The sequence below is a fragment of the Bradyrhizobium sp. genome, assembly GCF_047605465.1.
Taxonomy (GTDB): domain Bacteria; phylum Pseudomonadota; class Alphaproteobacteria; order Rhizobiales; family Xanthobacteraceae; genus Bradyrhizobium.
The window spans coordinates 63,227-76,726 of sequence record NZ_JASGFS010000019.1; the positions used below are offsets into that span (position 1 = coordinate 63,227).

The following is a 13,500-nucleotide window of genomic DNA, read 5'->3' on the forward strand; positions in this document are numbered from 1 at the left end:
CTCCGGGGCGCGGCGAAGTCGCAAGCCCGGAATCCAATGGACCGCAAGCCGGAACGTGAATTGAATTTCCGGTTCGATGCCGCGCATCGCGCCGGCTGACGCGAGGCGTTACGCCGGCGTCAGCTCGTCATATACCGGATAATCCGTGTAGCCCTTTTCCTCGCCACTGTAGAACGTCGCCCGGTTGTACGGGGTGATCGGGTAGTCGTGTTCCAGGCGCCGCGGCAGATCGGGATTTGAGATGAAGATGCGGCCGAAAGCGATGATGTCGGCATGGCCGTCAGCAATCGCCGCGTTGGCGGTCTCGCCGGTGAAACCGCCGGCGGTCATCAGCACGCCGCTCCAGTGCGGACGGAACAACACCATCGCGGACGGAACGTTCTGCCAGTTGACGTCGGCACGGCCCGCCCCGCTGGAGCGCGGCTCGATGAAGTGCAGATAGGCGAGACCGAGCTTGTCGAGCGCCTTCACGACGTGGGTGTAGAGCGGCATCGGATCGGCCTCGCCGGAATCATTGGCGATGCCGTGCGGAGACAGCCGCACGCCGACACGGTTGGCACCCCAGACGTCGATCGCGGCCTGCGTGACTTCGAGCAGAAGCCGCGCGCGGTTCTCGATCGGGCCGCCATATTGATCGGTGCGCTGGTTGCTGCGGGACTGCAGGAATTGCTCGAGCAGATAGCCGTTGGCGCCGTGGATCTCGACGCCGTCGAAGCCCGCGGCGAGCGCATTCTTCGCGCCCTGCCGGAACGCCTCGACGATGCCCCCGACCTCCTCGGTCTCCAGCGCGCGCGGCGTCTCGTAGTCGGCGATCTTGCCGTCGGCGGTCATCGCCTTCATGCCTTCGGCCTTGATTGCAATCGCCGAGGCAGAGACCGGTAGCGCGCCGCCGTGATACGACGAATGGGAGACGCGGCCGACATGCCAGAGCTGGAGGAAGATGATGCCGCCCTTGGCGTGCACGGCGTCGACCACCTTGCGCCAGCCGGCGATCTGCGCCTCCGAATAGATGCCCGGCGTCGCCGGGTTGCCGCGGCCGTGCGAAAGCACCGGCGAGGCCTCGGCGATGATCAGCCCGCCCCGCGTCGCGCGCTGGCCGTAATATTCGGCGTTGAGCGGCCGCGGCGAAAAGCTGTCGCGCTCGGCGCGCATGCGAGTCAACGGCGCCATCGCGACACGATGCGCAAGCTTGTACGGACCAACCTGCAACGGTTGAAACAACGCCGGAAATTTCATGCTGGCCCCGGATTTTCGAAGGAAGGACAGGGATCATATAGCGAGGGGCGGCCACCGGAAAAGGCGCCGCCCCTACAAAAGCAGATATTCCCTCAGGCGGAACGCCGGAGATAGCAGGCCTCAAGCCGTCTTGATCCAGACCGCCTTCACGTTGAGATACTCCTCGACATGCTGCTTGCCGGACTCGCGGCCGTAGCCGCTCATCTTGTAGCCTCCGAACGGCACGGCCGGGTCCATGGCCTGGTAGCAGTTCACCCACACCGAGCCGGCCCGCAGGCTCTTGGCGACCGCATGGGCCTTGCTGACGTCACGCGTCCACAAGCCGGAGCCGAGGCCGAACGTGGTGTTGTTGGCGCGCTTGACCAGTTCGTCCATGTCCTTGAACGCGATGGCGGAGATGACGGGACCGAAAATCTCCTCCTGCGCGATCCGCATGTTGTCCTGGACGCCTGCGAACACCGTCGGCGACACGAAGAAGCCCTTCGACAGCGCGCCTTCGGTGACGCGGCCGCCGCCGACCAGCGCCTTCGCGCCTTCCTTCTGGCCGATGTCGAGATAGCCGGTGACGCGCTCGAGTTGCTGCGCGGACACCAGAGGCCCGATCTGGGTGTTGGGATCGAGGCCGTTGCCGACCTGCAGCTTCTTGCCGAACTCGGCGACGCGGCCGACGAACTCCTCGTAGATCGACTGCTCGACGAACAAGCGCGTGCCCGCACTGCAGATCTGTCCCGAGTTCGCAAACACCGCCATCGCGGCGCCGGGCACGGCGGCGTCGAGATCGGCATCGGCGAACACGATGTCCGGCGACTTGCCGCCGAGTTCAAGCGAGACGCGCTTCAAGTTGCCGGCCGATGCACGGATGATCGACTGGCCCGTGACGTGCGAACCGGTGAAGGCGACCTTGTCGACGTCATGATGCGAGGCAAGCGCAGCACCCGCGGTCTCGCCATAGCCGGGCACGACGTTGACGACGCCGGGCGGGATGCCGGCTTCGATCGCCAGCTCGGCGATGCGGAGCGACGTCAGCGGCGCCTCTTCGGCGGGCTTGAGCACCACGGTGCAGCCGGTCGCGATGGCGGGGCCGATCTTCCAGAGCGTCGCCGTGAGCGGGCCGTTCCAGGGAATGATGGCTCCGACGACGCCGACGGGCTCCTTCAGCGTGTAGGAGAAGATCTCGCCCGGCAGCGAGTTCTCGATGGTTTCGCCGTGGATCGCGGTGGTCTGGCCGGCGTAGTAACGCAGCATGCCGACGGCCCGCAGGCGATAGGCCCGGGTGCGGCTGAGCGGCGCGCCCATGTCGAGCGTATCGAGCTGCGACAATTCGTCGAAATTCTTCTCGACGAGGTCGGCGAGCTTCAGGAGCAGGTTCTGCCGCTCGAACGGCTTGACCTTGCTCCACGGACCTTCGAAGGCGCGACGGGCGGCCGCAACCGCGCGATCGATGTCTTCCTTGTCGCCCTCCGCGACGGTGGCGAGCAGCTCGCCGGTGGCGGGGTTGTGGGTCTCGAAGCGCTTGCCTGAGGCAGCATCGACCCATTTCCCGTCGATCAGCATCTGCTTGTAGGACCCGTTGGCGAACGGATGGCGCGTGATCGGAATAGCCTGCGACACAGCCATGGCTGCACTCCCTGTGAGGTCGTTGATTGGTTCGATCTGGGCGGGATCGTTAGGTCAACCAGAATACAGCGCTGCCGGAGGGGCGTAAAGGCGGCGTGGAACGAAGACCTCCCATGCCGACTTGTGCAGGGTCCGACGGCCGTCATGTTATAGCTCGATCACACGCAGCCCCTGCTCCGGAGAGCACAATGTCGCACCCTGCCATCGTCAAGGACAATGTCGCCGTGATCACCGGTGGTGCATCGGGCATCGGATTTGCGGCCGCCATGGCCTTCGCGCGCGCGGGCCTGAAGATATGCATCGCCGATGTCGATCAGGACAGGCTGGCCGACGCCGCGACAAAGCTGTCATCCGTCGCGAGCGCCGCAAATGTGATGACCTCCGCGGTCGACGTCAGCGAGGCCGGGAGCGTGACGAAGCTGGAGCATGACGTGCGCGACCGTTTCGGCCGGACCGATATTCTCATGAACAATGCCGGCATCCAGCCCGGCAGCACGCTGTTCGGCGAGCCCGACAATTGGCAGCGCGTCATCGGCGTCAACATGTGGGGCATCATCCACGGCTCGCGCATCTTCGCGCCAGGAATGATCGCGCGCGGAAAACCCGGCCTCATCATCAACACCGGCTCGAAACAGGGCATCACCACGCCGCCCGGCGATCCCGCCTACAACGTCTCGAAGGCCGGTGTGAAGGCCTTCACGGAAGCGCTTCAGCACGAACTGCGCAACACGAAGGATTGCCTGATCACCGCGCATCTGCTGATCCCCGGTTTCGTCTTCACCGGGCTGACCGCGAAGGGACGCAGCGAGAAGCCCGCCGGCGCCTGGACGCCGGAACAGACCGTCGACTTCATGCTGGCACGACTGGAGGCCGGCGACTTCTACATCCTGTGCCCGGACAACGACGTGCCCCGCGCGCTCGACGAGAAGCGCATGCAGTGGGCCGCAGGCGACATCGTCGAGAACCGGCCGCCGCTGTCACGCTGGCACCCGGACTACGCGGATGCGTTCGCGACGTTCGTAAAGGGCAAGTAGATCGTTTCCCTTCTCCCTAGCGGGAGAAGGTGGCGCGGCTTGGAGCGTAATTGCACTCCTGAGCGCGCCGGACGAGGGGTATCATCCGCGAAAATGACTGGCAGCGTAACTCGCGGAGAGAACCCCCGGCTTCGCTTCGCGCAGCCGCCCTCTCCCGCAAGGGGCGAGGGTGTCGTCGCAACCCCCTACAGCGTCTCTTGCTGATGCCCGCACTGCTTGCAGGCGAACTTGACGCGGGTCTGGCCCTTTTCCGCCTGGACCCGGTTCGGCGCGCCGCATTTGCCGCAGACCGCCTCGATGCGGGTCGTGCCCTGCTTGACGACGATGGTCTTCTTTTCCATCGATTCGCGGATCAGGCGCTCGGCCTCCTCACGCAGGGATTGTTTCGACAAAGCTCATCTCCGCCTCTGGAAAGCGCGAGAGCCATATCGCACCTACGCTGAAATCACAATCGGCAATGCCGGCTCGGGCCGCGACAGTCACTGGCCAATGCGCCCGGTCCGGCCATACCGGCCACGCGCTGCCGCTCCAACGCTCAGTCGGCAGGAACTGCACGCTCCAGTCGCAGCGCGCTCGCGCGCAACATCGCCGCATCGAGCTTGCCTTGCCGCGCACCGTCCAGCGCGCAGGCAAAGATCCGATAGAACTGTGCGCCGTCATAAGCCACCAGCAGCAGATCGACACCGGCGTTGATCGCCTCGACCACGGCCTTGCAGACGTCGTGCTGATAGATCGCGCCCATCACGAGGTCGTCGGTCATCACCACACCCTGGTAGTTCCACTTGTCGCGAATGATCCCTTCGACGACATCTTTCGAATGCGACGCCGGGCGGTCGCGATCGACCGCCGTGAGCGTGACATGGCCGACCATGAGCGCGCTGCGCGACTGCGACAGCACCGCGCGGAACGGACGCCAGTCCGAAGCCTCCAGCTCCTCGACAGATGCATCGAGATCGGCGCTGAAATGATGCGTATCGGTGCGCACGCGGCCGATGCCGGGGAAATGCTTGAGCGTTGCGCCGACACCGGTTTCTTCCAGGCCCCGGACATAGGCGCCCGCGATCGCGCCGACGACGGCGGGATCGGCGGCGATCGCGCGCTGGCCGATCAACGTGTGGAAGTCGAGACGATTGCGCCGCGACGGCGGCTTGAGGTCGAGCACGGGCGCGAGGTTCAGGTTGACCCCGAGATCGGCAAGTTCGCGACCGTGGATGCGACCGAACTCCTCGGCTCTGGCCTGCTGGACGTCGGAGGCAAGCCCGGTGAGCGTCGCCAGCGCCGGCACCTTCGTCAGCGGCGGCGACAGATGTCCGACGATGCCGCCTTCCTGATCCGCGGCCACTATCAAGGGCGGCAGGCCCGCGGCGCGCCGCTTGTCCTGAAGCGCCGCAATCTCGGCACGCAGCGCATCGACGCCGCGACCCCGGATGTTGTGCCGCGTGACGTAGACGCCGCCGATCAAGCCTTGCCCGGCGAGGCGTGCGACCTCGGGAAAGGACGAATAGCCGACCATGAAATGCGGCCCGAGCAGGCGAGCCTCGGACAAGCTCGCGCCGAGAACATCGCGCTTGCGCAGCTCGAACCGCAGATGCGCCGCCGACATCAGCAGCGGCGTCAGGCACCACAGGAGGATGAGCTGCTTACCCGCTGTGCGGCGCCAGTGCCCACGGCAGAGCAGGACAATGACGATCACGGCGCCTGTGACGACAAGCACGACGTTTCCGGCGCCACGCATCGCGACGAGATAAGGATCGTTCTTGTTGGCCGCCGCGAGAGCAGCAACAGGCGCGACCAGCCAGAGCAGGATGAGACCGAGATGGCGGATGATTTGCATGGAATGCGACACGTGCGATCCGATGGACGTTTCGCACCTATCAAAGCCTGCGATGCCGCGCGAGCGGCAAACCGGCATCTGCACGGAATCTGCACGAAACTGCTGAAGTCGTGCAGACGATGACCCCGGCTTCTGCACAACCGTCGCTCAGACTTCGTGACGTCACCATTCACGGAGGTCTTCTTGACATGACGAGCCTGGCTTCGACGACAACGACGGACATCCGGCCGATCAGACATTCCGCGCTGTCCGTCAAACTCGCGATGGCCCTGGCGCTTGCCGCGTTCGCCGACTGGCTGTTCTACGGCCGGCGGATCGGGCTGGCCGTGGTCATCTTCGCCATCGCGATCGCAACCGCCTCGCTGCTCGCCAACCGCGCGACGCTGAATGGGCGTCGCGCGGTGACCGGTGGGATCGTGCTCGGCCTCGGCCTCGTTCCGGCCATCGAGGAGCTCAACACGCTCTCGTTCCTGATCCTTGTTGCGGCGCTCGCCATCGCCCTGCTGGTCACGACCAATCCGGAGACGACGGGGCTTGCGGACCGGGCGCGCGCGCTCCGCAACTTCGTCCTGTTCGGGCCCTTCCGGTTCTTTCCCGACGCCCTGCAGCTCTTCAACGTCTCGGCTTTCAGCCGCGCCATCGCGCTTTGGCTTCTGCCGGCCGTGCTGGGTACGGTGTTCGTCGCCCTGTTCGCCGCCGCCAATCCCGTGATCGAGCAATGGGTGTCCCTGCTCAATCCAAACATCATCCTCGACTATGTCAGCATCCGGCGCGTGCTGTTCTGGACGGCGATTCTGGCGCTGGTCTGGCCGTTCATTCACGTGCGATGGCGCCGCCGGACCGTCGTCCCGCCAGCTACCGTTGATCTCGGCGAGCCGGAACCGCCGGCGCCGTTCGTACCCGCCGAATTCCTCGGCCCTTCCACCATTCTGCGTTCGCTGATCCTCTTCAATCTGCTGTTCGCCGCACAATCCGTGCTCGACGGACTCTATCTCTGGGGCCATGTGGCGCTGCCTGCCAACGTCACCTACGCCGAATACGCCCATCGCGGCGCCTATCCGCTGATCGCTACCGCGTTGCTCGCCGCCGCGTTCGTCCTGGCCGCCATGCGTCCGGGCGGAGCCGCCGAGAAATCCGGGGTGATCAGGCCGCTGGTCTATCTCTGGGTGGGGCAGAATGTCCTGCTCGTCGCCTCCTCCATCCTCCGCCTCGATCTCTACGTCGACATCTACATGCTGACCTATTGGCGGATCGCGGCGTTCATCTGGATGGGGCTGGTGGCACTGGGCCTCATCCTCATCATGGTGCGCATCCTGCTCGATCGCTCCAACCGATGGCTCGTCGGCGCCAATCTGATCGCGTTGACGATTTCGCTCTATTGCGCCTCGCTCGTGAACTTCGACGCGTTCATCGCCGACTACAATGTGGCCCACAGCCGCGAGATGACGGGCCGAGGCGCGCAGATCGATGCCGATTACCTGCTCTCGCTCGGACCACAGGCGCTGCCGGCGCTTGACAAGGTCATCGCGCTCCGCGCCGACGAGACCTGCCTTGTGTCCCGCCGCGACCGCCTTGTAGAACAGCATCGTCAGGATCTGGCCTGGCGCAGCTGGGGCCTTCGGAGCTGGCGGCTCGAGCACCGGCTGGCTGCCCGAGGCTAAGACTCAGTCCGGCAACCAGCCATCGGACTGACGAGGAAGCGGAGACAGTCTTGGCGCATCGCATTCTCATCGTCGACGACGAGGGCCACATCCGCGAAGTCATCCGCGTCGCACTGAGGAAGGCCGGAATGGACGTGATCGAGGCGCGCGACGGCAGGGAGGCGCTGGGCCGCTTTGCCGCCGATGCGCCCGATCTAATCGTGCTCGACGTCGGCATGCCGGAACTCGATGGCCTCGATGTCTGCCGCGAGGTGCGCAAGAGCTCCGACGTACCGATCCTGTTCCTGTCTGCGCGAGACGAGGAGATCGACCGCGTGCTCGGCCTGGAGATCGGCGGCGACGATTATGTGACGAAGCCGTTCAGCCCGCGCGAGCTGGTGGCACGGGTCAACGTCATCCTGCGCCGCCTCGCTCCCCGTAACGGCGAGGCGAAGGCGGGACCGGCGTCGCTGTCGCAGGGCCGCCTGCTGATCGATCCCGAGCAGCACGTGGCATCCTTTGCCGGCACGCCGCTGAAGCTGACCGCGATCGAGTTCGGTATCCTGCGCGCATTGCTGACCCGTCCGACATCGGTCTTCAACCGGGAGCAGTTGATGCGGGCGGCTTATCAGCTCAATATCCAGGTCTCCGACCGCACCATCGACAGCCACATCCGCAACATTCGCGCCAAGCTCGCGACGCTGGCCTGCGACAACGTGATCGAGACCATTCATGGCGTCGGCTTCAAGCTCGGCCGCTGCGAGAAAGAGGCATGAGCGCCGCACCCGACAAATGGCGGCCGTCGCTCGGGCTCGTGATCTTCGCGGTGCTGACCACCGTCGCGCTGCTGCCGCTGGTCGGCCTGTTCTTCTTCCGACTCTACGACAACCAGCTCATCCGCCAGACCCAGGCCGAACTGATCGCGCAGAGCCGTGTGCTCGCGACGATCTATGCGCAGGAGGTCGAAGCCCGGCTCGGCAGCGGCCTGACCCTCGGGACCGAGGTGCCGCCCGGCGTGCTGCCTGATCCCGGCGACCAGTTCACGCCGATCCGTCCCGCGCTTGATCTCACCGCCGACGACCTGTTGCGGCGGCGGCCCGACGCGCAAGCAGCGCCCCAGCCGGCGCAGCAGGCCTATGTCGAGATCGGCGCGAAGCTCGCTCCGATCATCCGCGACACACAGAAGGTAACGCTGGCAGGCTTTCGGATCCTCGATCCGCAAGGCGTGGTGATCGCGGGGCGGCAGGAGGTCGGGCAATCGCTCGCCCATATCGAAGAGGTCGCCGACGCGCTGCACGGGCAGTACCGGGCCACCTTGCGCAACCGCGTGCCGAACAAGCCGCCGCCCCCGATCTATTCGTTCAGCCGCGGCCTCGGCGTGCACGTGTTCTCGGCCATGCCCGTGATCGTCGGCAACCGTGTCGCCGGCGTGATCTACACCACGCGGACACCGAGCAACATCTTCGATCATCTCTACCAGGAGCGCGCCAAGTTCGTGCTGGCGGGGCTCGCCGTCATCCTCGGCACGGTCCTCGTCGGACTGGTGTTCTCGCGCACCATCACGCTGCCGATGCGCGAGCTGATCGATCGGGCCGGGCGGATCGGACGCGGCGACCGGGAAGCCTTTAGGCCGCTTCGACATTACGGCACGCGCGAGTTCGCTCAACTCTCGCACAGCTTCCTCGGCACGGCGGGGCAACTGGCGCGACGCTCGGACTATATCGCGACATTTTCGGCGCACCTCACCCACGAGCTCAAATCGCCCCTCACCTCGATCAAGGGCGCCGCGGAATTGCTGCAGGATTCGCTTCAGGGCAGATCGGAGAGCCTGACACCGGCCGAGCAGACGACGTTCGTCGCCAACATCCTGTCCGATACCCAGCGGCTGGAAGAAATGGTGCAGCGGCTGCGTGAACTGGCCCGTGCCGAAAGTCTGCCGCAAAACGAGCGCACGGAGCTTGCGCCCGTGATCGCCGACCTCAAGAGCCGGTTCCCGGAAAGCGCGATCTCAGCCGGCGGCAACCTCGATCGTTCGATCCGCATGTCTCGCGAAAAGGCGCTGATCGTGCTGTCGCATCTCGTCGACAACGCCATCCGGCACAAGGCCAGGACGATCAGGCTGGAGGCGGTGGACGAGCGGACGATGTTGCGGCTGACGGTCACAAATGACGGAGAGCCGATCTCGGTCGCGAACCGCGACAGGATCTTCGATGCCTTCTTCACCACCCGCCGGGACCAGGGTGGGACCGGCATGGGCCTGGCCATCGCGCGCGCGGTGATGGCCAGCCACGGCGGCGCGATCAACCTTTCGCCGACCGCGGAAGGCGCCGCCTTCGAACTGCAATTCCCGACGGGCTGAGGCGCGACCTGACGATCGCGCTCGGGCGGAGCATTTCACACTTTTCCGGATCACACCCTAGATCGCGAACACCCACGCCGCGACGATGGTCACGATGGTCACCAGGCCTGCGATGGTCCAGCCCGCGGCGTATTCCAGCTCGGGATGACCGGTGGCCCGCATGATCTCTGCCGGGTCTGCGGTATGCTTCTCTGCCATGACAGCCTCGCGCGTTTCTCCCCGCGTCATATGTAAGTCGCACGGGGCGCCATAATGTTCCATCACGGAAGCGCGAGGGATCGCGGGGCCGGTCGAACGCGAGGAACGACACGACTTCGCTCGCCCGCACCGCAACCAGACGTCCACGGGCAGATTGGACAGGGTTGCTTTCCAAATCGGATTGCGTGCTAGACTGACCGTGTCACGGCAGGAGGGAAACATGGCCGACGACAAGACAAAGCGCGGCGGCGCGGACCGCGCACTGATCGCGCTGACTGAAAAATATGAAGTCGCCTATTGGTCGAAGAAGTTCAAGGTCACGCCGGCCAAGCTGAAATACGCCGTCAAGAAGGTCGGCCACTCCGCGAGGAAGGTCGAGGCATACATCAAGCTGCAAAAGCATCGCGCTGCCGACAAGAGCCGGATCGCGCTGGGCGAGGCCTATGAGGTCCGCTACTGGTCCAAGAAGTTCAAGATCACGCCCGCGAAGCTGAGGGTTGCCGTCGCCGCCGCCGGACATTCCTCGAGGAAGGTAGAGGCCTATCTCGCCGCACAGAAGGCGGCGAAGAAGAAGAAGGCCAAGAAGACGACGAAGAAGGTCGCAAAGCGGAAGAAAGCGGCCTGAGACTGGCGACCCCTGGAGGCAAGATGAAGTCCGGTCAATTCGTCCTCACCTGCGCCCTTGTTGTCACGACGGTCTCCGGGGCTTCCGGTGCGACACCGGCAAAGGTCTCGGGCGCGACAGCACTGGCGCTCGCCGGCGTGATCGCGCCGCTGTCGCCGGTCCTGTCGGGCGCGGAAAAGAAGGCGGTGGCGATGCTGTTCGCCGCCAACAACGACATCCCCTACAAGAAGCCGATCGTGGTGACCGCCGACAGGATCGTCTGCCGCACCGGCAATGTCGACATCACAACCCGCAACTGCGAGATCACCTTCGGCAAGAAGGTCAAATCCGTCAACGGCTCCACGGCCAACGAGATTTTCGCCACCCAAGCGCTGGCCGGCGTTCCGCCCGACGGCGCGGCAGGATCGAATTTCGAAAGCCTGAGCAAGCTGAGCTGCACGATCGATCCCAACGCCATCAGGCGCAAGGACGGCAGCGGGGCGGATTGCAATTTCCAGCCGGGGAATTGACCGGGCCGCAGAGGCCGCCGAAAGTGCCGTGAAATCGCCTCAAGGCAAACCAACTAATAAGCCGGCTTGAACGGACAGGCCGCAGCGAGCGAGCCCATGTCAGGCGCGCGAGACTCGACACCAACATGAAGAATTATCTCGCATTTTTCTTTCTTTTGACTGTCACGACAGCCTTCGCGCATGGCCCTGTGCCGACGCGGCTGCCTTCGCCGTCCGACCTTGTGCCTGTCGGCCTCACCGATTCCGACACGACTGCGGGCGGCACCGCGAGGCTGTGCGAACAGGTCGCCTTCTCGCGCGGCCTGCGCTACGGCGAGAGCGAGGTCAACGTGCTCGATGTCGCCACCAGCTCTGCCAAGGCGGATACGCCGCGGCCAGTGCTGCTGTTCGTGGCAGGCGACACCTTCACCGGCGACCGCGCGGCCCCGGACCTGTCCCGCGAAATCCAGGACCAGGTGATGTGCTTTGCCGCGCGCAACGACATGATCGGGGTGCGTGTCAACTATCGCCTGGCGCCCGCCGCGACCTGGCCGACCGGCGCGACCGATGTGGCGGCCGCACTGTCCTGGATTCACGGCAACATCGACCTGTTCAACGGCGATGCCCGCGAGATCGTCGCGGTGGGTTACGGCGCCGGCGCCTTTCACGTCGCCACCCTGCTGGCGCATCCCGAGCTCCAGGCCGACCGCGCCGACGTCGCCGCTGTGGTGCTGGTGTCCGGGATCTATCGTGCCGGCAAGGACGCCAGTGACAGCGTGAAGGCGTATCTCGGCAACGACACCAGCCAATACGACAAGCGGTCGGTCTTTCCCGGCATTCTCAATGTCGACGTGCCGATCGTGCTGGCCTGGGCCGCGGACGATCCTGCGAGCATCGTGGCGCAGGGCGAGACCCTGAAGAAGACGCTCTGCGGCGCCGGCCACTGCCCGCGCGCCTCGCTCCTGCGCAACCGCGACGGCATCGCCGCCGCCTTCGGCCTCGATGGTTCGGGCGACAGCCTCGCCGAGCCGACGCTGCTGCTGGTGCACCAGCTCGAGGCTCGCGGCCTGCCATAGCGGTGCGCAACCAGAGCTGCTGCAGCGCGTCAAATCGCCTGCCGTTTCCGCCGGCGCGGTCGCAGGCAGCCAAGCCACAGGATTGACAAACGATTGACCTAGATCAGCGGCCCTGGTGCGGCTCGACCCGCCCTCGATGGGGGCCAACGACAAGGTGGCGAATATGCGCGTCATCGGCAGGATGCTGTTCGTTGCGATGATCGCTCTGGCGTCGCTGGGCGCGATGTCCGAGCAACACACCGAACAACCGGCGAGCGACAAGGAAATCCGTATCGGCAATGTCATGCCGTATTCGGGGCCGCTGTCGGAATTCGGCGCCATCGGCCAGGCGGAGGCCGCCTATTTCGACATGATCAACGCGCGCGGCGGCATCAACGGCCGCAAGATCCGCTTCATCACGCGCGACGACAATTCCGATCCGGCAGCTGCGCTGGAGCAGACCCGCAACCTCGTCGAAAAGGAAGACGTTCATCTGATGTTCGGATCGTTCGGCACGCCGGGCAATCTCGCCGCGCGCTGGTATCTGAACGAGAAGAAGATCCCGCAACTCTTCGTCGCCTCCGGCGACGAGCAGCTCAGCCAGGCCCAGACGTTTCCCTGGACCATGGGCTGGCAACCACCATTCCGGTCGGAGGGGCGCATCTATGCCAATTACATCCAGGCCTATTATCCGCGGAAGAAGATCGTCGTGCTCTGGCAGAACGACGAATTCGGCCGCACGCTCTACAGGGGCATCCAGGAAGGCCTCGGCGACCTGAACCGTCACGTCCTCGTCGACATCGCCTTCGACATCGGCGACGAGCATCTCGAAGGGCACGTCTCGGTCCTCAAGCGCGCGGACGCCGATATCTTCGTCTTTCTCGGCGTGCCGTCGACGGCCTCCAAGGTGATCAAGCTGGCGGCGTCGCTCAACTGGCACCCCGTCTTCATCGTGAACGACGCCTCCGCCTCGATCGCCAATGCGATGGCGCCTGCCGGCCTCGAGAATTCCGCCGGCGTGATCTCGGCCGCCTTCCTGAAGGACCCGAGCGACCCGGCCTGGAAGGATGACCCCGCCATGAAGGACTGGTTCGCCTTCATGGACAAATTCTATCAGGTCGAAAGCGCGAACAACAGCGCGGCACTCTACGGCTACGCCGCGGCGGAGGCACTGACCCAGGTGCTGAAGCAATGCGGCGACGACCTGTCGCACGAGAACATCATGCGTCAGGCGGCTTCGCTCAAGAACTACAAGCCTTCCGTTGCGCTGCCCAGCATCAGGATGAACACCTCGCCGAACAACTACCTGCCGATCAAGCAGATGCGGCTCGTCCAGTTCGATGGCCGCTCCTGGCAACCATTCGGCGACGTGATCGAAACCGCGTTCACCGAAGGCGCCAATCGATGAGCCGCC

The 13,500-nt window shown here is 65.1% G+C and carries 13 protein-coding genes; 8 read left to right on the forward strand and 5 right to left on the reverse strand.

Features of this window, described 5'->3' with window-relative positions:
- Positions 1 to 108 precede the first annotated feature (108 nt).
- Positions 109 to 1,236 carry an alkene reductase gene (locus QM712_RS17090; RefSeq protein ID WP_415024290.1) on the reverse strand — a complete coding sequence of 376 codons (1,128 nt, stop codon included), beginning with the start codon at positions 1,234 to 1,236 and terminating at the stop codon, positions 109 to 111.
- Positions 1,237 to 1,356: 120 nt separating this feature from the next.
- Positions 1,357 to 2,853 (reverse strand): aldehyde dehydrogenase family protein, encoded by a 1,497-nt coding sequence (locus QM712_RS17095; protein WP_415024291.1) that lies wholly within the window; start codon positions 2,851 to 2,853, stop codon positions 1,357 to 1,359.
- Between the two features lie 188 nt (positions 2,854 to 3,041).
- Between QM712_RS17095 and QM712_RS17100 the strand changes: the two genes are divergently transcribed.
- Entirely contained in the window at positions 3,042 to 3,887 is an 846-nt protein-coding gene (locus QM712_RS17100; RefSeq protein WP_415024292.1) for an SDR family NAD(P)-dependent oxidoreductase, read from the forward strand.
- Positions 3,888 to 4,072: 185 nt separating this feature from the next.
- Here QM712_RS17100 and QM712_RS17105 read toward each other — a convergent pair whose 3' ends face one another.
- Both QM712_RS17105 and QM712_RS17110 read right to left on the reverse strand, forming a co-directional pair.
- Entirely contained in the window at positions 4,073 to 4,279 is a 207-nt protein-coding gene (locus tag QM712_RS17105; protein ID WP_415024293.1) for a hypothetical protein, read from the reverse strand.
- A 143-nt stretch (positions 4,280 to 4,422) separates the two neighbouring features.
- The gene (locus QM712_RS17110; RefSeq protein ID WP_415024294.1) at positions 4,423 to 5,721 is read right to left on the reverse strand and encodes a glycoside hydrolase family 3 N-terminal domain-containing protein; all 1,299 of its coding nucleotides are present in this window, start codon (positions 5,719 to 5,721) and stop codon (positions 4,423 to 4,425) included.
- Between the two features lie 188 nt (positions 5,722 to 5,909).
- Between QM712_RS17110 and QM712_RS17115 the strand changes: the two genes are divergently transcribed.
- From QM712_RS17115 to QM712_RS17125, 3 genes are read left to right on the forward strand one after another with little or no spacing between them, the layout of a single operon-like run.
- On the forward strand, positions 5,910 to 7,382 hold the full coding sequence (locus QM712_RS17115; protein ID WP_415024295.1) for a DUF4173 domain-containing protein: 1,473 nt from the start codon (positions 5,910 to 5,912) through the stop codon (positions 7,380 to 7,382).
- A 50-nt stretch (positions 7,383 to 7,432) separates the two neighbouring features.
- Entirely contained in the window at positions 7,433 to 8,137 is a 705-nt protein-coding gene (locus tag QM712_RS17120; RefSeq protein ID WP_415024296.1) for a response regulator, read from the forward strand.
- The gene (locus QM712_RS17125; protein WP_415024297.1) at positions 8,134 to 9,720 is read left to right on the forward strand and encodes an ATP-binding protein; all 1,587 of its coding nucleotides are present in this window, start codon (positions 8,134 to 8,136) and stop codon (positions 9,718 to 9,720) included. Before QM712_RS17120 ends, QM712_RS17125 begins: the two co-directional genes overlap by 4 nt.
- A 57-nt stretch (positions 9,721 to 9,777) precedes the next feature.
- Here the strand turns inward: QM712_RS17125 and QM712_RS17130 are convergent, their stop codons facing one another.
- On the reverse strand, positions 9,778 to 9,918 hold the full coding sequence (locus tag QM712_RS17130; RefSeq protein ID WP_415024298.1) for a hypothetical protein: 141 nt from the start codon (positions 9,916 to 9,918) through the stop codon (positions 9,778 to 9,780).
- Positions 9,919 to 10,138: 220 nt separating this feature from the next.
- On the opposite strand from QM712_RS17130, the gene QM712_RS17135 reads away from it, so the two are divergent.
- From QM712_RS17135 to QM712_RS17150, 4 genes are all read left to right on the forward strand, one after another.
- Positions 10,139 to 10,543 carry a DUF3606 domain-containing protein gene (locus QM712_RS17135; RefSeq protein ID WP_415024299.1) on the forward strand — a complete coding sequence of 135 codons (405 nt, stop codon included), beginning with the start codon at positions 10,139 to 10,141 and terminating at the stop codon, positions 10,541 to 10,543.
- A 23-nt stretch (positions 10,544 to 10,566) separates the two neighbouring features.
- The gene (locus QM712_RS17140; RefSeq protein WP_415024300.1) at positions 10,567 to 11,052 is read left to right on the forward strand and encodes a hypothetical protein; all 486 of its coding nucleotides are present in this window, start codon (positions 10,567 to 10,569) and stop codon (positions 11,050 to 11,052) included.
- Between the two features lie 125 nt (positions 11,053 to 11,177).
- Positions 11,178 to 12,107: an alpha/beta hydrolase gene (locus tag QM712_RS17145; protein WP_415024301.1), complete on the forward strand. Its 930-nt coding sequence runs from the start codon at positions 11,178 to 11,180 to the stop codon at positions 12,105 to 12,107.
- A 163-nt stretch (positions 12,108 to 12,270) separates the two neighbouring features.
- Positions 12,271 to 13,494 carry an ABC transporter substrate-binding protein gene (locus QM712_RS17150; protein ID WP_415024329.1) on the forward strand — a complete coding sequence of 408 codons (1,224 nt, stop codon included), beginning with the start codon at positions 12,271 to 12,273 and terminating at the stop codon, positions 13,492 to 13,494.
- Positions 13,495 to 13,500: the final 6 nt, after the last annotated feature.

Bases quoted from the DNA above. Each gene is read 5' to 3' on its own strand.
- QM712_RS17095 (WP_415024291.1), bottom strand. From the start codon at position 2,853: ATGGCTGTGTCGCAGGCTATTCCGATCACGCGCCATCCGTTCGCCAAC.
- QM712_RS17135 (WP_415024299.1), top strand. From the start codon at position 10,139: ATGGCCGACGACAAGACAAAGCGCGGCGGCGCGGACCGCGCACTGATC.
- QM712_RS17090 (WP_415024290.1), bottom strand. From the start codon at position 1,236: ATGAAATTTCCGGCGTTGTTTCAACCGTTGCAGGTTGGTCCGTACAAG.
- QM712_RS17115 (WP_415024295.1), top strand. From the start codon at position 5,910: ATGACGAGCCTGGCTTCGACGACAACGACGGACATCCGGCCGATCAGA.
- QM712_RS17130 (WP_415024298.1), bottom strand. From the start codon at position 9,918: ATGGCAGAGAAGCATACCGCAGACCCGGCAGAGATCATGCGGGCCACC.
- QM712_RS17145 (WP_415024301.1), top strand. From the start codon at position 11,178: ATGAAGAATTATCTCGCATTTTTCTTTCTTTTGACTGTCACGACAGCC.
- QM712_RS17125 (WP_415024297.1), top strand. From the start codon at position 8,134: ATGAGCGCCGCACCCGACAAATGGCGGCCGTCGCTCGGGCTCGTGATC.
- QM712_RS17100 (WP_415024292.1), top strand. From the start codon at position 3,042: ATGTCGCACCCTGCCATCGTCAAGGACAATGTCGCCGTGATCACCGGT.
- QM712_RS17150 (WP_415024329.1), top strand. From the start codon at position 12,271: ATGCGCGTCATCGGCAGGATGCTGTTCGTTGCGATGATCGCTCTGGCG.
- QM712_RS17140 (WP_415024300.1), top strand. From the start codon at position 10,567: ATGAAGTCCGGTCAATTCGTCCTCACCTGCGCCCTTGTTGTCACGACG.
- QM712_RS17110 (WP_415024294.1), bottom strand. From the start codon at position 5,721: ATGCAAATCATCCGCCATCTCGGTCTCATCCTGCTCTGGCTGGTCGCG.